This window comes from Dorea sp. AM58-8, assembly GCF_003464045.1.
Taxonomy (GTDB): domain Bacteria; phylum Bacillota; class Clostridia; order Lachnospirales; family Lachnospiraceae; genus Claveliimonas; species Claveliimonas ammoniilytica.
Genome location: NZ_QSDM01000007.1, coordinates 100379 through 120929, shown reverse-complemented (window position 1 = coordinate 120929; position 20551 = coordinate 100379). Strand labels below are relative to the sequence as shown.

The window sequence follows — 20551 nt, the reverse complement described above, 5'->3', positions numbered from 1 at the left end:
TATTCGAGATAAATTCCTCTTTTTCGCATTTCTTCTTTATCTGCTCTATGGTAAAAAATGGCTTTTCGTTTTTATCGTCAATGGCAATATCAAGCCTTGTGAAGTGGAAATTATCCAGTCCGTATCTTCGCTCACAGCGTCGGAACATATCCCCAAAAGTATAATTCCTACTGTCGAGAATACGGAAAATATCATCACAACCTCTGCCAGTCATAACAAGATAACAGCCTAGCCCCTGTGGGTTGTCCTCTGTCTTTCTTGCGTCCCCCGATACATAAATATCTCCAATCTGCCAGCGTGCTTGATACGTCTTGAATTTAACGCTTGCCGGATAGACATTAAAAATATCAGTTGGTAAACCTAAAATGTGCATGATTACATCTTCAGCGGTTACAGTATCAAATACAATGCTGATGTAATCAATCTTAACGGATAAATTTTTGTGTGTAGTTATAGTGCATTTCTCCTTTCGTATGCCCCGTTTTTTTTGCGGGGTAAAAATTGTGTTTTTTCCTTTATTTATCACAGTTTCTAGGTACTATGACATGTATACGCAGGGCGGTGTTACATATACGCCCTTTACGAACGCCGAAAGGCGTTCCCTTTCCAAAAGGAACTGTCTGTCCGAACACGTCTGGGGGACGTGCCCCGTCCAGCCAGCCCCTTTTGGAAACCACTATTTTCGGTCTGACAGTCCATGCTTATTCATGCTATCAAAGCGAAAATATATCTTCTCTATGCTTACTCAAGCGTGTGATTGACCCTAGCGTGCTTAATCACTCCATCTGATACGATAATAACGCCATTAGAATTACTTGTCAAGAAATTTTTGTTGACTTTTGGATATATATTAAGTATGATATGCTTATAAATACCAAGAGAAGCAACGAAAGGAGCGGTTATACTAAGTTATGGAGCATTATGAAAAGAAAATCAGTTTCTTAGGAGAAAACATACAGACCATAAGAAAACACAGAGGAATGAAACAACAGGAACTTGCGGACAAAATCGGTATCAATATGCAGAGCCTTTCCAAGATTGAACGTGGTGTGAATTATCCTACCTTTGATACATTAGAGAAGATAATGGACGTGCTGGGTGTAACGCCCAATGAATTATTGTCGGGAGAATGGAAGTATATCGACCATACCGAGCCATATATTATGGATATTATCAAACGGGAACAAGACTTCAATGTTTCTTTAGATTATCTGTCTGAAAATGAATTTTTCGATAATGAAAACGAATACAGATTTTACATGGAAACCATATTGATTAGATACATCAGTAATTATCTTTCTAATGAGGTTGTAGAAATTGAAGAACTTATGGAAATCAAACAGTTGATACAACGACAAAAAATAGAACGCATGATGAAAGTGCATAAGGAAATGAGAGGGTTAGACCGATACAGAGAACAGCCGAAAGAATACAAATATCACAACCCTTATGATGACTGGATATTCCGTCAACTTGCAGATATAGATAACAGAAAAAACATTCCTAATACTTCTCCACAAGTAGACTTTAACGAGGGAAATTATGAAGATTATCTAAAGGCGAAATGGAACAGAGGTCTTTAATTTCCTCTTGCATGGAAGATACAGCAAACAAAAAGCCCCGTAAAGAGTGCAAAGCACCACCAATGGTGGCAAGGCTCTTGACAGGGCTTTTTCTTTTCTGTGATTGGTAATCAAGAGGAAGAAAGGAAAAATGTGTATGTTCAACGCAGAAAATATTTAAAGGGTATGCTGATTTTTATTGTGGCGGATATATGGAACTGTTATAATATGGATAACAAAATTATATTAGCATAGACATTAAGTGTTGCAAGGAGGTATTATTTTATGAATGAGAAAAAACAAAAAATTGTTAAGAATATGCTGAATGTTTCTATGGCTGTTTTTGTTCTCTATATAGTTCTAGGGTTGGTTATTTGTTTACAACCCAAAATTTTCTTAAAGTCCATGCTCGGATATGGGGAAATAATATTAGAAAATAGCGTTCTTAATTTTTACCAAATTGGAGAATTTATTGTAATCGGAATTGTATTTATCTTATTGTGGTTTCTTTCAAAGAAGAAGATATTTGAACATTCAAGCAAGTCTACTATTTTAGGTGTCTTGAATACGATTATGGCAGTTTCAGTATGTGTTGTAATACCATTTATTATTACACTTTTATCACATTCATATGGTTATGCTGTCATTTTCCCACAGTCTGAAACAGAATATGCGTTTTTTACGGGCATATCAGAGCTTGTAAATTATGTTGAACCGTTATCTTTTATTCCAGTTGCAATATTTTTATGTGCTTATGTAGTATATTGGATAGAAGTGACTTGTAACAAAAAAACAGGAGAATAATATTGCTTTACAATTTATCAAAAAGTATGAAGCAATATGTCACTAAGCAATTATCAAAATAAGTAAAGAAGGTTTGGCAAATGGTAAATAGTAAAAATTTAACAATCGTAACCATATCAACCATTTTATTTGGACTGCTTTCAAAGTGGTTGGTAGGTGTGCCTTATATGGCGTGGGGGTATTTTGATAAATTATTTATAGCATCTTTTATTTTGTGGATGCTTTATAGCACTATGTTGTATTTAGCTATTAAAATAGAAAATGAAAATTATTTAAAACTTGGATTTACTGGAGTTGTGTTCGGTTTAATTTCAGCATGTTTAAAAATGGGGCTGGACGCTATTATAGAACACTTTACGAAATTTTCAGGAAATTTGATTGTTACAGCATTTATGATGGAAATGGGAATCCTTATTTTTGGAAGTGCTATTATTTTTGTTTTATATGTCTGTGTTGCGAAGAAAAAAATTTTGTGGAATAAATCTATGAAAAATTGTACTTTGGGATTAGGAGGAATTGCGGGTATATATTTTGCTGTAATCATTTATTACCTATGGCAGTTAAGACATTGGATGGAGAAGTTTGCAGATTTTGATATTATAAAAGAGATTGGAGAAGAACAAGGACTGCTAAATTTGTCAACAAAATATGCTCAGGAATCAACTGTGGTGGGAATGATTGTATATGTCCTCTTTTTTATAGTTTTATGGATCGCTTTAAAAAAGAATACAGAAAACAAAGAGTTTGATGATAACTTTTAAAAGTTGTAAATTCTATATCATATAATAAAATGCTATTTTGTTAGTATATGAGTAGGCGTTCTTTGATTTGGGATGATGAAGTATAATGTTAGCAAAAAATTCCAGTTTGACAACTTCATATCCATTATACAAAGCAGTTGGTCTTAGGATTGACTGCTTTTTAAAAGACACCATTTAGGTATAATGATGTCTTTTGAGTGTTATTTTATAGGTCATATCAAGGCTTATTCAATCGTGGTAAATTCGTGGTAAAATGAATGTTTTCCTATACGTCAAAATGCTTGAAAGTATTGTATTTATGCGGATAATCAAAAATCAGATATAAAATTTGATATAATTCTTCGCATTTTCACGTCCCTGTTTTTCATAACGTTTCATCGCTTTTTTCTCTTCTCTCGTATAACCGCAACCTGTCACGATCAGCATTATGAGGATAAGGAACAGATAACAAGTTATTTTTCTCACATGAACACCTCATATTTCACAAATTATCTTACTACCTGCTCCAGATCCCGCATCCAGCTTGCCACGCATGCGTCACTCGGCATACGCCAGTCTCCTCTCGGAGACAATGCTACGGTTCCGACCTTCGGTCCATCCGGCAGACAGGAACGCTTGAACTGTTGCGCGAAGAATCGCCAGCAGAAGGTTCTGAGCCATTTATATATGGTCTCGTCATCGTATTCTCCTGCGAATGAATACTTTGCAATCCGATAGATTTTGGACGGTGCATATCCAAAACGCAGAAAATAATACAGGAAGAAGTCATGCAGTTCGTATGGTCCTACAAGGTCTTCCGTCTTCTGTGCGATCTTGCCATCTTTTGGCGGCAAAAGTTCCGGACTTACCGGTGTATCTAACACATCGTACAGAACCTCCTGCAGTTCCTTATCATCTGTCGTATCTGCATAATACTGCACCAGATGGCGTACCAGTGTCTTTGGTACAGATGCGTTTACACCATACATCGACATGTGATCTCCATTATAAGTTGCCCAGCCAAGTGCCAGTTCTGACATATCACCGGTACCGATGACCATACCGCCATTGGCATTGGCAATATCCATAATGACCTGGGTACGCTCTCTCGCCTGGCTGTTCTCATAGGTTACGCTGTGATCTTCCGGATCATGACCGATATCTTTGAAATGCTGCATAACCGCTGCTGCGATCGGTACTTCACGAAGCTCCGCGCCCAGTGATAATGACATCTTGCATGCATTATTATAGGTACGGTCTGTGGTTCCAAAACATGGCATAGTCACAGAAATAATGTGCTTTCTGTCTAATCCAAGAGCATCAAATGCTTTTGCCGTCACAAGCAGAGCCAGTGTAGAATCCAGTCCACCGGAAATACCAACCACCGCACATTTTGCATGGGTATGCTCCAATCTCTTTTTCAGCCCCATTGCCTGAATGGTCAGAATCTCTTCACAACGCTTTGCTCGTTCTCTGTTCTCACTCGGCACAAACGGACGCGACGGAAATACACGGGTCAGCTCTGTCTCTGTAATCTCGATATCAAACGGCACACGCGTCAGCGTACGTTCCTTTGCTGTCTTAAATGTCGTATTCTTTCTCCGCTCGCTCATCAGACGATTCACATCAATCTCTGAATAGATGATTCCATTCTCGAACCGTTTGCTTTCCGCCAGAATTGTGCCATTCTCCGCAATCAGATTGTGTCCGCCAAATACCAGATCCGTAGTGGATTCCCCTTCTCCTGCATTGGAGTAAATATATCCTGCGATCAGTCTTGCTGACTGACCCTCAATCAGGCTTTCACGATATGTTGCCTTTCCGATTGTCTCATCACTGGCGGAACAGTTCACGATCACTGTTGCACCTTCTCGTACTGCTTCGATGCTTGGCGGCACCGGCGACCATACATCTTCACAGATCTCAGCTGCCACAATCAGATGTTCCATCTGCTTTGCAGTAAATAGGATCTTTGGTCCAAACGGCACCATTTCCCCATCAAATTCAATCTCTCTGGCCTTTTCCGGTCCTTCTCTGAACTGACGCATCTCATAGAATTCTCCGTAATTCGGCAAAAATGTCTTCGTTGTCAGTCCAAGAATCTTCCCATGATTCATAGCCGCAGCCACATTATACAGTTCCCCATCTACTGCCAGCGGTGCGCCCACAAATACCAGCGCATCCATATCTCTGGTATGCGCTGCAATCTCTGTTAAAACCTCTCTTGCATGATCCAAAAGTACATCCTGTGTAAACAGATCACTACATGTATAGCCTGTCACGCAGAGCTCCGGAAATACGATAATCTTCGCTCCAGACGCTGCCGCTTCATCCATTTTCCTGCAGATCTGTTCCTTGTTAAACTCCACATCAGCAACACGGATATACGGTGTCACTGCTGCAACCTTTACAAATCCCTGTTTCATGCCTTTCTCCTTGTCTATTGCTTTTGCAGCAATCTCTCATGCAAGTCTTATTCAATTTACTCTTCTTCGTTGCTCTCTTTCAGAATCTCTTTCAGCTCATCCACTGTATATTTGTAAGTGCTGTTACAGAAATCGCACTTCACTTCAATATCTTCACCATCATCGATCATTGCCTGGAGATCCTCACGTCCAACACTGGCAACCGCCTTTTCCACACGCTCTTTTGAACAGTTGCAGTGGAACTGTGTCGGAAGTGTATCCAGAACTTCAATTCCAAGATTGCCAAGAAGTGCTTCCAGCAGTCCTTCCGGTGTACATCCATGATCCAGCAGCTCTGTAACAGATGTTACATTCTTCAGGTTCTCTTCCAGCTTATCGATCGTTGCATCTTCTGCAAATGGCATCAGCTGAATGATAAATCCACCTGCACATTTTACTGTGTTATCTTTGTTCATCAACACGCCAAGTCCTACAGAAGATGGAACCTGCTCTGAATTCATGTAATAATATGTCAGATCCTTTGCGATCTCACTGGTCTCCAGAATGGTCTGTCCCACGTATGGCTCTTTCAGTCCCATATCTTTAATAACATTCAGCACACCAAGATCCAATGCATCAGCCACATTGATCTGTCCATTCTTTACCGGTACATCCACATCCGGATGAACTGCATATCCTTTGACATTACCCTGATTATCAGCTGTTACGGTAAGACCTCCTAATGGTCCGTCGCAGCGGATCTGCAATGTAAGAATATCGGTATCATTCTTCATCATAGCTCCCATCATTGTACCAGCTGTCAGCAACTGTCCCAATGCTACCGTCGCAGTAGGACTGGTATTATGACGCCTTCTCGCTTCCTCTACTACATCTTTTGTATAAGCTGCAAATGCACGGATCTGTCCATCTGCCGCTGTCGCTCTGACAATATAATCTGTCATATAAAAAACTCCTTTCTCTTCTGTCCTTGATCTAATCTATCTTTAAATTATACCTGCACATCTAATTCGGAACACCCTTCCCATGTTCTCTTGCTACCACACAGATACGTTCACTGGTCTCTGTCGGCGCCTTTCTCGTATAGGCATCATAAGCAGTCACAAATTCCAGTCCTGACCACTCTACAAGCTCCCGCATTGCATCCAATGTATAGGCTTTTTGATAATGCATTTCCTGGTATTTGCGGTACAGGTTGCTGTCCTGCTCTTTAATAAAGAGTGTCAGCTCGTACTCATTCATGCTTTCGTCTTCATAATAATAATTATCCCAGATAAAACTACAATCCTCACGATCTTCCGCGATGGTTTGTTCACCCAGAATCTCTTTGTATTTGTACTCTGTATTAAAATCGAAAATAAATATACCTTCCGGATCCAGATAATTATTCACCAGACGGAATACCTGCTCCAGTTCTTTCTCATCTGTAATATAATTCACACAATCACAGACACTTACCACAGCACGTACCGTACCATAAAGTTCAAATTCTCGCATATCCTGCAACAAATACAAGATGTCATGACCACTCTGTGCTTTCTTCTCCATGGCAATTTCCAACATCTCTGCTGATCCATCTGCGCCAATCATGTCATACCCCTTTGTAGCCAGGATCTCAGTAAGACTTCCGGTTCCACATCCAAGATCCAATACCAGTCCATCTTCAATATCATATTCCTGAAGCAGTTCTGCCAGGTATTCTGCCCATTCTTCATAAGGTACATTATCCATGAAAGTATCATAAACTTCCGCAAAGCTTGTATATGCTTCCATATTATTTCCTCACTCGTATAATATCTATACTATCTGTTCTGTCATTCATAATCAATCCGCTAGAATACAACAGTAAGAATCATCTTAAAGCGCTCTTCTCCGTATACTGCATGCGGTTTCTTTGCAGGCATGATGATCGTCTCACCCTCATGAAGGATAAATACATCTCCTTCAATCGTGAATCTTCCTGTTCCCTCCAGTACGGTTACCATCGCATCTCCGCCAGACTCATGTGTGCTGATCTCTTCGTCCTTCTCAAATGCAAATAATGTCACGCTGACTGCATCATTCTGTACCAGAGTCTTGCTGACTACCTGTCCCTGCTGATAAGTCAGCTGATCTCTTAATTCTAATTTCGCTTTTTTATCAATATTCTTATATCCAACCATAATTATAATTTCCTCCTAATATTGATTATTCCACGTGTTTTTTATCTTAACACAGAATAAATTCATATATCAACTCTATTAGTTAAGAAATATATAACCAGAACAAAGAATGTGCCTTGGCACATTCTCGCGCCTGCGGCGGTCGCTTGCGACATCTACCTTATCCGCCGCAGTGCGCATCCTCGCGGAGCGGTTTTTTCTTTACAGGAAAGCAATTTCCTGTAAAGTAAAACATCGGGAAACCATTGCTGATTTCCCGACATCTCCATGTGCCATATATTTTCGATGATATTAGTCGTCAATTCCCTCTGTCTCGATGATGAACTTTGTGCGTCCGCTCATATCAGACTTAATTCCTGCGAATGATTTGTAACCCTTACCTGCATCTGTAATAGCTTTCAGTCTGGTTGTCACATTTGCAATATCTCCATCAAAGAGTGATGTCAGCTTATCAATCGCCTCTGCCTTATACTCAGCCATACCTTCTGCCAATGTCTCATTGCCAGCCGCAAGTGCGCCTGCACCAGTCTTCAATGTGCCTGTTCCCTCATCCAGTGCTGTTGCTCCTGAGCCAAGCTGTGTAGCTCCGCTTGCAAGAACGCTTGCTCCGGCTGCAAGAGTACTTGTTCCGGCTTTCAGCTCATCAGATCCAGCTGCTAACTCAGCAACACCTGCGGATACCTTCTGTGATCCTACAGATAATGCTGCTGCTCCGGTCTGAAGCTTTGTATTATTAGATGTTAATAATCCCAGATTCGTATTTACACTCTGAAGTCCACCATTAACTGTTGCCGCTCCATCTGCCACTGCTTTTGAAGATTTCACAAGTCCTACTGGATTTTTCTCTGTTCCATCGCCCTTGTCTACAGCTGTCTGGATTCCTTTTGCCGTTCCATCTGCATAAGCAGCATCTGTTGCTGCATTTCCAGCCACCTGTGCAGTCTCATTTGCCAATTCCGTTGCGCCTGCAAGTCCATTTACGGATGCTGTTACTTTACCATCCAAATCAGCTTTTGTAACAGTAACCGTTGCTCCCACTTTCTTTACAGCATTCACTGCTGCGTCAATATTCTCATCTGCAACTCCCTCATTTTTCAACGCTGTTCTCAACTCACCGTCATCGAACGTTGCTGTCTTGGTCACATTAATATCTGCCACATTCGCTGTAGCCGTAAGTCCTGCTACAGTGTTTGCAAGAGTTGCTGCCTTAGTTGCTGTTGTTGATGCATTCTTATTCGCACTGTCTGTATACCCTGTCAATGTTCCTAAATTAGTACTTAATGTTTCAACACCAGCCTGCAGTGCTTTTGCGCCTGCTGCCAGTTCACTTCCACCCTGCATCAATGACTTAGGCTGTTTTTCACTCGTTGCTTCCATTCCGGCTTTCAGTGCTGCCACGTTATTCGTATAATCATTCACACCTGTGCTCAAATCTGCTGCACCTTCTACCAGTCCAGACTGATCTTTCGGATTGGTTACATCTTTCTTATGATCTACAGATGCCTGTAATGTCTTCAGACCTCCCTGGATATCGCTTGCACCATTATCCAGTGCTGTCACGCCCTGTACCAGTGTTGGGACTTTTGCTACCAATGTATTAGCACCTGTTGCAAGTGCTGCTGTACCGTTCTTCAGTGTTCCGGCTCCGTCTGCCAGCTGGCTTGCACCATCTGCAGCTTCTTTCGATCCATCTACCAGCTGATTAGTTGCATCTTTCAACTCATCGATAGAATTGCTCAGGTCGCTGAAATCATCAATATTATCTGTATCCAGATCCTGTAAGAAGTCTGTAGTAGCGACTGTGATAGATGGCTCTACCGTTGCATTCTTAACATCTGCTGTAATCGTTACTTCTTCCGGAAGCTCCAGATCACTGTCTTCCAGTTTCAGGTTATCATTCAGTCCCGGGAATCCCAGTCCTACTACAATCTGACGTTCTGCATCAGAGATGACTTTACCATTGTCGATCTGTACATTCTCGTACTGATCTGCTGGCAGCAACATTGCTGTGATCATGGTAAATGGTGTAAATACTTCCTCACTTGCTCCATTTACATCCTGTGTAGACTTGGATGTGTTAGAGTACTTGATATGGATCTCTACCTTACCATCTTTGCCCTGCAGATCCTCGGCGCTGATGTCTTTTCCATCCAGCTTGTAGCTGATCTTTACACCTACCGGGAGTTCCTTGTCTGTAGTTCCCTGATAGTAAATGTCATCGCCGACTGCTTCCCAGCTCAGTTCGTCGCCAGACTCTTTGTATTCCTCATCACCTTTGATATTCTTGATATCACTCAGATCAGAAGTATCTGACAATTTACCATTTCCTGTATTCTTCAGCCATTCTGTTACGGTTGTCTTCTTTACTTTACCGGATGGATCGGCTTTTACATATACAGATTCTTCCTTTGTTGTTCCTGTTTCTTCTGTATCATCACTCTTGGTGGACAGTGCGTTTTCTGCTACCTGTTCCAGCTTTTCAGTATCTACCTCAGCTGCCTTTGCAGTAATCGCACTTCTCTGATATCCACAAGTTCCAGCTGCACCGGCAGCTACTACAACTGCCATGCTCCAGCCATTCTTCTCATATTTTTCTTCTTGTTCATATCCGTAACCTCCTGTTATGCCTGTGCTCCATCTGTAAGAGCATCATTACTGTTATCATTATTATTCTGATTCTTCTTATTATCATCGCCAGACTGTGGAAGAAATCCCTTACTGGTCTTTACGATGACTTTATCAAATACCATGAACATAGATGGCAAGATGAATACTACTACAATCATACTGATGATTGCGCCTCGTGCCATCAATACACACAATGAACTAATCATATCAATGTTAGAGTACATACCTACACCAAACGTTGCTGCGAAGAAACTCAGCGCACTGACGATAATAGACTGTGCCGATACCTTATGTGCTGTAGTGATCGCATCATGTTTGCTTGCGCCGCGGCTTCGCTCTCTGCGATATCTGGTCGTCATCAGAATTGCGTAGTCAACGGTTGCTCCCAGCTGAATGGTACCGATTACAATGGAAGCTACAAATGGAAGCTGTGTGCCTGTGTAATAAGGAATACCCATATTTACGAATATTGCAAATTCGATAACACCTACCAGAATAATCGGAAGGCTGATGGACTTAAACAGTAACAGGATAATCACAAAAATTACACCAATAGATACTGCACTTACCATCTTAAAGTCTGTATCTGTAATATCAATCAGGTCCTTCGTCAAAGGTGCCTCACCTACCAGCAATGCTCCCTTATCGTATTTCTTTACGATCTTATTGATCTCATCTACCTGGTTATTAACTTCATCCGATGCTGTCTTATATACAGAATTAATCATGATCATCTGATATTTATCCGTCTTCAGCATACTGGTCAATTTGCTTGGAATCATATCTGATGGAATACCAGCTCCAACGATATTGTCAAGTCCAAGACTCCACTTTACACCGTCAACTTTATCAATCTCTTTCAGCATCTTATTAACACTTGTTGAATCTACAGAACTGTCTACCAGAAGGATATGGGTAGAGTTCATATCATAATCGTCTTTCAATTTCTCATTAGCAACGATACTCGGCAGATTCTTAGGCAGTGTCTCATCCAGATTGTAGTATACGCCCGTGTGGTTATTGCCATAAATAGCAGGGAGTAACAATATGAGGAATAATAATACATATACTTTATAGTGCTTTGTCACCTTATCTGACAGCCGGTTAATGTTCGGGATCAGCGGCTTATGGCTGGTCTTCTCGATCAGTTTGTCACAGCACAGGATCATAGATGGAAGAATCGTTACACATGCAAGCACTCCAAGTACAACGCCTTTTGCCATTACAATACCAATATCTTTTCCCAAAGTAAAACTCATAAAGCATAATGCGAAAAATCCTGCAATAGTGGTAACGGAACTACCGATTACAGATGAAAATGTCTGTGAAATAGCATGTGCCATTGCACGCTCTTTATCGCCATTATATCTCACCTGCTGTTCCTGATAACTGTGCATCAGGAAGATGGAATAATCCATCGTAACACCCAACTGCAAAACCGCTGCAAGTGCCTTTGTAATATATGATATTTCTCCAAAGAAATAGTTACTTCCCAGGTTATACACAATCGCCATTCCGATACTCAAAAGGAATAACACCGGGATTACAAAAGAATCCATTGTAATACTGAGGACAATAATTGACAGAACTACCGCAATCAATACATACAGCGGTGTCTCTTTCTCAGCTAAGTCTCTGGTATCTGTAACGATTGCTGACATACCACTGATAAAGCACTGCTTACCCGCAATCTTGCGGATCTGTGTAATGGCATCCATCGTACTGTCCGCTGATGTGGATTCATCAAAGAACACTGCCATCATCGTACCTGTCTCGGAATTAAATGCCTTATAGAACTTATCTGGCAGCATGCTCTCTGGGATTGATATATCCGATACGGAATCGTACCACAATACTTTTGTTACATGGTCGACATCTTCAACCTTCTCTTTTAACTTTGCAACATCCTTATCTTCCATGCCATCCACGATCAACATGGAAAATGCACCTGTTCCAAAGTCATTAACCATAATGTCCTGCCCTTTCATCGTCTCAATATTCTCAGGCAGATAGGTAAGTACATCGTAATTAATCCTTGTTCCAAAATATCCCATTGCAGATGGGATAAGCAGGAGAACAGACAGGATCAGAATAACGACTCTGTACTTAACAATTTTCTTCCCAACTTTAACCATTCTCTGACTTCCTTTCGTTTTATGACCATCAGTCATTTATTCAATTAGCACTATATCTTAAAAATGACCATCAGTCAATACTTTCTTCAAAAAAATATGACTTTTAGTCATTTTTATCCAAAACCACTTGCAATCCGAATCTGATTGGTTATAATTATCGTTAAGAGGTAATTTATTATGGGAAAAGTGGATGAGAACAAGAAACACAAAAGAGAAGCTCTTTTGAACACTGCATATGAGCTCTTTACCACAAAGGGCACCAATGCAACTGCCATCTCTGATATTGTCAGACAGGCAGGCGTGGCAAAGGGGACATTTTATCTGTATTTTAAAGACAAATACGATATCAAGAACAAATTAGTAGCACATAAGACCAGCGATTTATTTCAAAAGGCAGGCAGAGCCATGCGAGAAGCTCAGGTAAATGGTCTGGAGAATCAGCTGATCTTTATCATTGATCACATTATCAATACATTGGTAAAGGATCTGCCACTTATGAACTTCATATCTAAGAATCTGGTTATGGGTGCTCTGCGTAATACTCTCCTCACCGGAGAGTCCGATAACAGCGAGATTTATGACGAATTTATAGAACTGGTGGAAGAGGATGATTACAGTTATGACAATGTAGATGTTATGCTCTTTACCATTGTTGAGCTTGCCGGTTCTGCCGGATACAACTCTATTCTGTATCAGGAGCCATTGCCAATTGAAGAATATAAGACTTTCCTTTATCGAACTGTGCGATTGATTATTGAAAGTCACAGAATAACAACGAAAGAGGAAGCTATATCTTGACCAGCTTCCTCTTTCGTTGTACATTGTTAAATCAAACATATCTAAAATTCTCGTTTTTCCATCACATGAACAGAGATAAATATTGATATTAGCAGTACTGCCAGACATATCACGACTGCACCGACCGCTACCACCCCTTCTGACAGATTGTTAAAGTTCTGAAGAACATTTTCCATATCTGTACCCATTCTTTTACCAATCCACACCATGACATATACGATTGCAAAAAATGCAGCTCCCATTACTGCCATAGCAATTCGACTTTTCTCCGGTCCGAATTTGAGTTGTATTGGAAGCATAAAGCCACATATCAAAGCACCCATTCCCAGGGCTGCTGCCGCACTGATCACCAGATCTTCTGATGTTGCATTGGTTGACCGGACAATTCCAATGCCCAGAGTAACAATCAGAGACACTGCTGACACTATCAAAGATGTCAGTAAACAAAATAAGTATTTCTCCTCTACATATTTCCTGCGGCTGATCGGAAGTGCTAATAAATATACCATCCCATTATTATATTCATCATAGCTGATTGTTGATATACTAAATATCGTAGCCATCAATGTCATATAAGAAATCAGAAATCCGAGATTATTACTGGTTGCTCCAAACACAGCCAGAAATATACATAAGATATATATAAACTGCTTCTGCCCTTTCATTAACTTCCAATCTTTAATCAGCATTGCTTTCATATCTATTTCTCCTTCTTTTCCATAAGAATCAATTCATCAATACCACTTTTTTCTATAACAATGTCCGGATAATTTTCAAGATAAAACTGTTTTTCATTGGTGAGGCATCGATATCCGTATTCTTCCTTTCTGACCGCAATCATATATTTCCGATCAATTTTCCAATATTGTTCTTCCGTCACTTTCAATACCCCATATTTACCAAGTAATACATCCGTGTCTTCATGAAGTACAATCTTGCCATCATTGATCAGATAAATATCATCACAGAACCCTTCCAGGTCTGTTGCAATATGAGAACTGATCAGAATCGAACGATCTCCTGGCTCCATATATTCGCGCAGCATATCCAGAAGTTCTTCCCTGGCACTCACATCCAACCCGGCTGTCGGTTCATCCAGAATCAATAATTTTGCTTCATGGGAAAGTGCCAGATTAATCTGGAGTTTTCGCTTCATTCCGGTCGAAAAATCCTTAATCTTTTTATGACATGGAAGATTAAAACGCTCACATCGTTCACGAAATGATTTCTCATCAAACTTTGTATACAGATTCTTCATAACCGGTATCAAATCCTCCACGGTCAAGTATTCACTAATTCCAGAATCTGAAAGAACAACGCCCATCTGTTCCCGGTCTTTCTTTCCAAGATCCGCTACTTTCTTTCCAAAAACCTCTACTTCACCGCCATCTGCACGAATTAATCCCAGTATTGCTTTAAATGTCGTACTTTTTCCTGCCCCATTCTTCCCTGCTAATCCAGTGATCATACCATCTTCCACCCGCAACGAGCAATCCAGGTGAAAATCCTGATAATTCTTCTGCAACTGTCTAATCTCTATCATTATCCCTGATCCTCCAATATAATCTGAAATACTTCCATAATCTCCCGGTTACTCATGCCACAGCTTCTTCCCTTGCGAATTGCCTGTTCCAGATCACTCTCCACTTCTTTGCGCCGTTCCTCCAGCATAATCTCCTGCCCTGCGCAGGACACATAGCTTCCTTTCCCATGAACAGTAACGACAAAGCCTTCTGCTTCCAGTTCATCGTATGCTTTCTTCACCGTCAACGCACTGACTTTCAGTTCTCTCGCCAATGCACGGACTGATGGAAGTGCTGTATCTTCCTTCAGTGCTCCCTTCATGATCTCTGCCTTGATCTGCGAAACGATCTGTTCATAAATAGGCTGCATGGAGGAGTTATTTATAATCAACTTCACTGTATCGCCTCCTTGTATAAACAGTATATAACAGCAACCAACTGTTGTCAACTGTTATATGCTGTTTGTTTTCAGAAAAAAATAAGAAGAAAATACATTTCTGTACTTTCTTCTTATTAGCAATCAAATCATATATCTTACAGAATTCTGTGAATCCATCCTTCGGGAGCCTCGATTCTGCCCATCTGGATACCTGTCAGTGTCTCATACAGCTTCTTGGTAACAGGTCCCATCTCTTCCATACCGCTTGGGAAACAGATCTCTTTACCGTGATCTACGATCTTGCCTACCGGTGAAATAACCGCTGCTGTACCACACAGTCCGCATTCTGCGAAGTCTTTTACTTCATCCAGATATACTTCTCTCTGCTCTACTTCCAGACCAAGATAGTGCTCTGCGACATACATCAGAGAACGTCTCGTAATAGATGGAAGAATAGAATCAGACTTTGGTGTAACTACTTTATTATCTTTTGTTACGAAGATAATATTAGCTCCGCCCGTCTCTTCAATCTTAGTTCTTGTAGCAGCATCCAGGTATACATTCTCATCATATCCCTGCTGATGTGCATCTACGATAGCATGAAGGCTCATTGCATAGTTAAGTCCGGCCTTAACATGTCCGGTACCATGCGGTGCCGCACGGTCAAAATCACTTACTCTGATTGTGATCGGCTTAGCGCCACCCTTGAAGTATGGACCTACCGGAGTACAGAACATACGGAACTGATACTCATCTGCCGGCTTCACACCGATAACAGGGTTAATACCAAACATATATGGGCGAATATACAAGGTAGCTCCTGATCCATACGGTGGTACATATCCGGCATTAGCCTTAACCACCTGATCAACCGCATCAATAAACTGCTCTTTTGGAAGTTGCGGCATCTCAAGACGTGCTGCAGAATCCATCAGACGCTCAGCATTCAGATCCGGACGGAATGTAACAATGTGTCCATCCTCTGTCGTATATGCCTTCAGACCTTCAAAACATGTCTGTGCGTACTGAAGTACACCGGCACATTCATTCATTACAATGTTAGGATCATCTGTAAGAGCACCTTTGTCCCATGCTCCATCTTTATAATTTGCAACATATCTCTTATCTGTCTGCACATAACCAAAACCAATATTAGACCAGTCAATATTCTTCTTTTCCATGATTATCATTCCTCCGTTCTGTAACTAGTCATTTCATTTAATAAAGTCATTATAATACCATTAATAGCAAAATTCAAGAGTGCGCTCGGTTTTATTTATAACAGGTCAGCTATTCAGAACTACTGGTATAAAATGAATCCGATTGTGCTTGCACAAAAATGGATTCATTTTATACCATGTACAGCTCTGGATAGAGCTGCCGCCACACAAATGAGCAAAATAGCAAGCAACTCTGTTGCGTCTGGCATCAACGATGACAGATTTTGCGAATTGGCGTGGCGAGTTCTGAATTTCCTCACCACACTATTTCTCCATCATACTGATAGACTCGATTCCGACACTTCCACCGCGTACGACTTCGATACTGTTAAACTCTTCTTTCATCAGATTCACTACTGCATCATTCTTCGTAAAGCTCTGAACAAATTCCAGCAATACACTGTCTTTTCCATAGTCTACCACTCTGCCCTTGAAAGTCTCAGCGATCTGAAACAATTCTGCCTTATCGGCAGTGTCACATCTGCGCACCTTGACGTACATGATCTCTTTCATCCATACGAATGTATCTGTAAAATCAATCACCTTGATTACTTCGATCATACGATTGAGCTGTTTTTTAATCTGTTCGTAAGTCTCATCGTCTGCAATGGTCACGATGGTCATACGCGATACCGTAGGGTCTTCCGTTGTACCTACAGTCAGACTGTCCAGGTTATAGGCTTTACCTGAAAACAGTCCGGAAATCTTGGAAAGTACACCTGCCTGATTCTCTACGAACAGGGATATCCATCTTTTCTTCATTGTATTATGTGTCATACCGTTTATCTCCCTTCCACTACTGATTTACCGTCATACATTAGCAATCCATAATCAGGTCGCGAAGTGTACCGCCCGGCTCTACCATCGGATACACCAGATCTTCCGGATCAATCTCAAATTCGATAATATATGGTGTCTTTTTACTCTTCATTGCTTCGCGGAACGCCGGTTCAATATCCTCTTTCTTCGTTACACGGATTCCCTTTGCACCATAGCTCTCTGCCAGCCTGATAAAATCAGGTGTATACGGTGGGCATTCCACCTCTCCGCATTTACCGCGGCAGGCTGCTCCGGAATGAAGACAGGTCATGGAATATCTCTTTCCATAGAATAACTTCTGCCACTGGCGTACCATGCCCAGATTATTATTATTGAAAATGCAGGAAATAATCGGTAATTCTTCCAGTACAGCTGTTGCTAACTCCTGGATATTCATCTGCATACCACCGTCTCCGGAAATGGATACGACCGGAGTATCAGGATTACCGATTTTTGCTCCAATAGCACCTGGGAGACCGTATCCCATAGTTCCAAGTCCACCGGACATCAAGAGCTGTTTCTTTTCTGTAATCTCCGCAAACTGCGCTGTAAACATCTGATGCTGTCCCACATCCGTTACCAGGATCAGCTCATCAAATACCCGGTTAATAGTCTCGATAATATCCTTCGGAGTCATGATCGGCTTCTCTTTTGCAGCCAGCGGATGTTCTTCCTTCCATGCCCCAATCTGCTCTATCCACTGTTTTGTCTCACAAGGTTCTACATATTCCAGCATTCTGGTCAGTGCATCTCTTGCATCTGCAACGATCGGTACATCGACTTTTACGTTCTTAGAAATTGCTGCTGTGTCAATATCAATATGAATGATCTGCGCTTTCGGTGCAAAAGAATGCAGCTTACCGGTAATTCGGTCATTGAATCTGGTTCCGATTGAAAACAACAGATCACATTCACTGACCGCCATATTACAGGCATACGCACCGTGCATACCAAGATTTCCTATATATAATGGATGATTTGTCGGAATCGCACCTCTTCCCATGACCGTTGTAACAACCGGAACATTGGTAATATTCACCAGTTCCGTAAATTCTTCGGAAGCATGTGAAATCTTCACACCGCCACCTACCAGGAATAATGGGCGTTTCGCTTTATTCAACATCTTCATCGCACGTTTTAACTGTCCCACATGCGCCATCGTATTCGGCTTATAACCGCGGATATTAACTTCTGACGGATACTCCGGATCACCAAGTTCAGCCATTACATCCTTTGGAAGATCAATAACAACCGGTCCCGGTCTTCCGGATCTCGCAATGTAAAATGCCTCTTTGATAATCCGTCCCAGATCATCACGATTCTTAACCATGACTCCATACTTGGTAATACTTCTGGTTATACCAACAATGTCTACTTCCTGAAATGCATCATTACCGATCAAAGGTCTTGATACCTGTCCGGTAAAACATACCAACGGTACACTGTCATAATAAGCGGTAGCAAGTCCTGTCACCAGATTCGTTGCGCCAGGCCCGCTGGTCACCAGACACACGCCCACCTTTCCTGTCGATCTTGCATAAGCATCTGCCTCATGAACCAGTGCTACCTCCTGTCTTGGAAGAATCACTTTCGTGTAATCCTGCTTATATAATTCATCACTGATATCAATAGTACAGGCTCCCGGATATCCAAATAATGTATCCACACCCTCTTCTCTCAGTGCCTTTACAAGCAGCTTATTTCCACTGATTTTTCTCATATACGTATACCTCCTTATCTCTGTATCCTGCCTCTCATAACCGGTAAATATTACGAAAAAGAAACGCCCTAAGCTAACGCTTAGGGCGAATATACTATCCGTGTTACCACCTAATTTCAGAGATATCATCTCTGCTCTCTGTCAGTACAGAATGCCCCCGGCATCCGATACCGCTCCCCATAACGCTGGAACTGCGTTGAAACCTACTAACCGTCTTATTATAATTATGACAGCGTTCAATCCACTGCTCAAGGGCTACTTCCATAAGTCCATCTTGAAGATTCACACCACCCATCTTCTCTCTTGGCTTCTGGCTACTTATGTACTCCTCCCTGTCATAGCATTTATCAATGATTCAGAACCTTAATCGCTCCGAACTGTTATTGAAATTATTATATCTCGATGCCCTCTGTATTGTCAACCTTCGTTTTATTAATAACACAGCACCTTGCGACAAATATTCTCCCATGAAATCCGACTCAGATCCGGAACTCCCTGATATGGCATCTTTCTGCTCTCTTCAATCAACTGCGCCAGTCGTTTTTCAAACTTCTCCAGGCTGTCTGAAATCGGATCATCTGTATTCACCATCTCCGGCGGCTCCAGATATAATATCGGAGCATTCTCCACATTTGCGCTTACCCAGGGACGGATGCCCGGAAGATCCGTTACGATCACCTTACAGCCACACGCCATTGCTTCTATTATAGTAAGCGGCAGTCCTTCGCTGTAGGATGCCAGCACAAACAAATCACTTCGATTATAAGATGCTACCAGATCAGCCTGCGAAAGTCTTCCCAGCAAATGCACAGGATACCTGGATTCTTCCGCGAGCCTCAATATCCGTTGATACTCTTCATGATTGCCGGCACCTCCCACCAGATCCACTTCCAGTTCGTCTGCATTCATATGCAGATACCGAAGACTTCGCACCAGACTTTCCACGCCTTTCTTTTCCGCAATCTTACCAACATAAATAATGCGATATGAATGCTTGTCGTTCTTTTCTTCCGAAACTTCCGGCTGACTGAGCCTGTGAAATACGGATGCATTATATCCACTGCCCACAACTGTGATCTTCGTTTCCTCTACCGGATATATCTCCATAATCTCTTTCTTCTGCTCCTCATGCAGTGCATAGACCGCATCCAGTTTCGGAATCTGTGTTCGGATATATTCCCGTTCCAGTGGAATCTTTTTCATCTGTCTGAGATCCGTATTATGGCAGAATCCACATACCCGGCATTCCGGCAGCACCTCTCTGGCAATGGATGTCACCAGATACAGATGATGACAAATCACCAGATCCGGTCGGAACTCCTCTGCCGCCTTTCGAATTGAAGATGCAAAAGAAGCTTTGAACCGTTCCACCATTTCTTCGTTCATCTGACCATATATGGTGCTTTCATAAGGCATCTCATCCGACATTCCCGCAATAGGAAATGGGAGTTCTTCTGTTTTAAAATGTACCGGATAAAACACTGTTCCAGCCGGAAAATCCACCGTATCTTCCCTGTATACGCCTGCCAATACCGCCTGCTCATGTCCGAGAGCCGCAAAACCTTTTACCATTTCTGTAAGGTAAAAACCGCTGCCCGTGCTATGTGGTTTCTGTGCCGTAATCGTCAAAATCTTCAT

Annotated in this window: 18 protein-coding genes, 1 pseudogene and 1 other annotated feature; of the genes and pseudogenes, 4 read left to right on the top strand and 15 right to left on the bottom strand. The window is 41.5% G+C overall.

Going from position 1 to position 20551, the window contains the following annotated elements:
• Positions 1-373 (bottom strand): annotated as a pseudogene (locus DXA18_RS07400) (replication initiation factor domain-containing protein); the annotation flags it as partial.
• 538 nt (positions 374-911) lie between these two features.
• Between DXA18_RS07400 and DXA18_RS07395 the strand changes: the two are divergent.
• The 3 genes from DXA18_RS07395 (at position 912) to DXA18_RS07385 (ending at position 3127) form a co-directional block, all read left to right on the top strand.
• Positions 912-1583: a helix-turn-helix domain-containing protein gene (locus tag DXA18_RS07395; protein WP_109273688.1), complete on the top strand. Its 672-nt coding sequence runs from the start codon at positions 912-914 to the stop codon at positions 1581-1583.
• 264 nt (positions 1584-1847) lie between these two features.
• Entirely contained in the window at positions 1848-2366 is a 519-nt protein-coding gene (locus DXA18_RS07390; protein ID WP_004612633.1) for a hypothetical protein, read from the top strand.
• An 80-nt stretch (positions 2367-2446) separates the two neighbouring features.
• A complete protein-coding gene (locus tag DXA18_RS07385) occupies positions 2447-3127 on the top strand; it encodes a hypothetical protein (protein ID WP_004612634.1) in 681 nt (226 codons plus the stop codon).
• Positions 3128-3442: 315 nt separating this feature from the next.
• On the opposite strand, the gene DXA18_RS15640 is transcribed toward DXA18_RS07385, so the two are convergent.
• The 7 genes from DXA18_RS15640 to DXA18_RS07355 form a co-directional block, all read right to left on the bottom strand.
• Entirely contained in the window at positions 3443-3592 is a 150-nt protein-coding gene (locus DXA18_RS15640) for a hypothetical protein (RefSeq protein ID WP_158567104.1), read from the bottom strand.
• 23 nt (positions 3593-3615) lie between these two features.
• The gene (locus DXA18_RS07380) at positions 3616-5532 is read right to left on the bottom strand and encodes an NAD(+) synthase (protein ID WP_118383351.1); all 1917 of its coding nucleotides are present in this window, start codon (positions 5530-5532) and stop codon (positions 3616-3618) included.
• Between the two features lie 56 nt (positions 5533-5588).
• Positions 5589-6473 carry an Hsp33 family molecular chaperone HslO gene (hslO, locus tag DXA18_RS07375; RefSeq protein ID WP_118383350.1) on the bottom strand — a complete coding sequence of 295 codons (885 nt, stop codon included), beginning with the start codon at positions 6471-6473 and terminating at the stop codon, positions 5589-5591.
• Between the two features lie 61 nt (positions 6474-6534).
• Positions 6535-7302 (bottom strand): class I SAM-dependent DNA methyltransferase, encoded by a 768-nt coding sequence (locus tag DXA18_RS07370; RefSeq protein WP_118383349.1) that lies wholly within the window; start codon positions 7300-7302, stop codon positions 6535-6537.
• 59 nt (positions 7303-7361) lie between these two features.
• The gene (locus tag DXA18_RS07365) at positions 7362-7691 is read right to left on the bottom strand and encodes a cupin domain-containing protein (protein WP_118383348.1); all 330 of its coding nucleotides are present in this window, start codon (positions 7689-7691) and stop codon (positions 7362-7364) included.
• A gap of 291 nt (positions 7692-7982) precedes the next feature.
• Entirely contained in the window at positions 7983-10259 is a 2277-nt protein-coding gene (locus DXA18_RS07360) for a hypothetical protein (protein WP_118383347.1), read from the bottom strand.
• A 53-nt stretch (positions 10260-10312) separates the two neighbouring features.
• Positions 10313-12454 (bottom strand): efflux RND transporter permease subunit, encoded by a 2142-nt coding sequence (locus tag DXA18_RS07355; protein ID WP_118383346.1) that lies wholly within the window; start codon positions 12452-12454, stop codon positions 10313-10315.
• Positions 12455-12631: 177 nt separating this feature from the next.
• Here DXA18_RS07355 and DXA18_RS07350 point away from each other — a divergent pair, with 177 nt between their 5' ends.
• Entirely contained in the window at positions 12632-13252 is a 621-nt protein-coding gene (locus tag DXA18_RS07350; protein WP_118383345.1) for a TetR/AcrR family transcriptional regulator, read from the top strand.
• Positions 13253-13293: 41 nt separating this feature from the next.
• On the opposite strand, the gene DXA18_RS07345 is transcribed toward DXA18_RS07350, so the two are convergent.
• The 7 genes from DXA18_RS07345 to DXA18_RS07310 form a co-directional block, all read right to left on the bottom strand.
• Positions 13294-13950, bottom strand: a complete 657-nt coding sequence (locus DXA18_RS07345; RefSeq protein ID WP_118383344.1) for an ABC-2 transporter permease — start codon at positions 13948-13950, stop codon at positions 13294-13296.
• A gap of 2 nt (positions 13951-13952) precedes the next feature.
• Positions 13953-14795 (bottom strand): ABC transporter ATP-binding protein, encoded by an 843-nt coding sequence (locus tag DXA18_RS07340; RefSeq protein WP_118383343.1) that lies wholly within the window; start codon positions 14793-14795, stop codon positions 13953-13955.
• The gene (locus tag DXA18_RS07335; protein ID WP_118383342.1) at positions 14795-15172 is read right to left on the bottom strand and encodes a GntR family transcriptional regulator; all 378 of its coding nucleotides are present in this window, start codon (positions 15170-15172) and stop codon (positions 14795-14797) included. The genes DXA18_RS07340 and DXA18_RS07335 overlap by 1 nt, the downstream gene beginning before the upstream one ends.
• Before the next feature lie 137 nt (positions 15173-15309).
• A complete protein-coding gene (locus DXA18_RS07330; protein WP_118383341.1) occupies positions 15310-16335 on the bottom strand; it encodes a branched-chain amino acid aminotransferase in 1026 nt (341 codons plus the stop codon).
• 303 nt (positions 16336-16638) lie between these two features.
• Positions 16639-17151 carry an acetolactate synthase small subunit gene (gene ilvN / locus DXA18_RS07325; RefSeq protein WP_118383340.1) on the bottom strand — a complete coding sequence of 171 codons (513 nt, stop codon included), beginning with the start codon at positions 17149-17151 and terminating at the stop codon, positions 16639-16641.
• Positions 17152-17191: 40 nt separating this feature from the next.
• Complete coding sequence (ilvB, locus tag DXA18_RS07320; RefSeq protein ID WP_118383339.1) at positions 17192-18913, bottom strand: biosynthetic-type acetolactate synthase large subunit; 1722 nt, start codon at positions 18911-18913, stop codon at positions 17192-17194.
• A gap of 78 nt (positions 18914-18991) precedes the next feature.
• Positions 18992-19261 (bottom strand) — a binding site (T-box leader).
• Between the two features lie 84 nt (positions 19262-19345).
• Positions 19346-20551, bottom strand: coding sequence for a glycosyltransferase family 4 protein (locus DXA18_RS07310; RefSeq protein ID WP_118383337.1), 1206 nt, complete (start codon positions 20549-20551; stop codon positions 19346-19348).

What these genes read in the sequence shown, in the direction of transcription:
- DXA18_RS07355 (WP_118383346.1), bottom strand. Translation starts at nt 12,454, where the DNA reads ATGGTTAAAGTTGGGAAGAAAATTGTTAAGTACAGAGTCGTTATTCTG.
- DXA18_RS07370 (WP_118383349.1), bottom strand. Translation starts at nt 7,302, where the DNA reads ATGGAAGCATATACAAGCTTTGCGGAAGTTTATGATACTTTCATGGAT.
- DXA18_RS07360 (WP_118383347.1), bottom strand. Translation starts at nt 10,259, where the DNA reads ATGGCAGTTGTAGTAGCTGCCGGTGCAGCTGGAACTTGTGGATATCAG.
- DXA18_RS07330 (WP_118383341.1), bottom strand. Translation starts at nt 16,335, where the DNA reads ATGGAAAAGAAGAATATTGACTGGTCTAATATTGGTTTTGGTTATGTG.
- DXA18_RS07345 (WP_118383344.1), bottom strand. Translation starts at nt 13,950, where the DNA reads ATGAAAGCAATGCTGATTAAAGATTGGAAGTTAATGAAAGGGCAGAAG.
- DXA18_RS07395 (WP_109273688.1), top strand. Translation starts at nt 912, where the DNA reads ATGGAGCATTATGAAAAGAAAATCAGTTTCTTAGGAGAAAACATACAG.
- DXA18_RS07380 (WP_118383351.1), bottom strand. Translation starts at nt 5,532, where the DNA reads ATGAAACAGGGATTTGTAAAGGTTGCAGCAGTGACACCGTATATCCGT.
- DXA18_RS07390 (WP_004612633.1), top strand. Translation starts at nt 1,848, where the DNA reads ATGAATGAGAAAAAACAAAAAATTGTTAAGAATATGCTGAATGTTTCT.
- DXA18_RS07340 (WP_118383343.1), bottom strand. Translation starts at nt 14,795, where the DNA reads ATGATAGAGATTAGACAGTTGCAGAAGAATTATCAGGATTTTCACCTG.
- DXA18_RS07350 (WP_118383345.1), top strand. Translation starts at nt 12,632, where the DNA reads ATGGGAAAAGTGGATGAGAACAAGAAACACAAAAGAGAAGCTCTTTTG.
- DXA18_RS07385 (WP_004612634.1), top strand. Translation starts at nt 2,447, where the DNA reads ATGGTAAATAGTAAAAATTTAACAATCGTAACCATATCAACCATTTTA.
- hslO (WP_118383350.1), bottom strand. Translation starts at nt 6,473, where the DNA reads ATGACAGATTATATTGTCAGAGCGACAGCGGCAGATGGACAGATCCGT.
- ilvB (WP_118383339.1), bottom strand. Translation starts at nt 18,913, where the DNA reads ATGAGAAAAATCAGTGGAAATAAGCTGCTTGTAAAGGCACTGAGAGAA.
- DXA18_RS07365 (WP_118383348.1), bottom strand. Translation starts at nt 7,691, where the DNA reads ATGGTTGGATATAAGAATATTGATAAAAAAGCGAAATTAGAATTAAGA.
- DXA18_RS07310 (WP_118383337.1), bottom strand. Translation starts at nt 20,551, where the DNA reads ATGAAGATTTTGACGATTACGGCACAGAAACCACATAGCACGGGCAGC.
- ilvN (WP_118383340.1), bottom strand. Translation starts at nt 17,151, where the DNA reads ATGACACATAATACAATGAAGAAAAGATGGATATCCCTGTTCGTAGAG.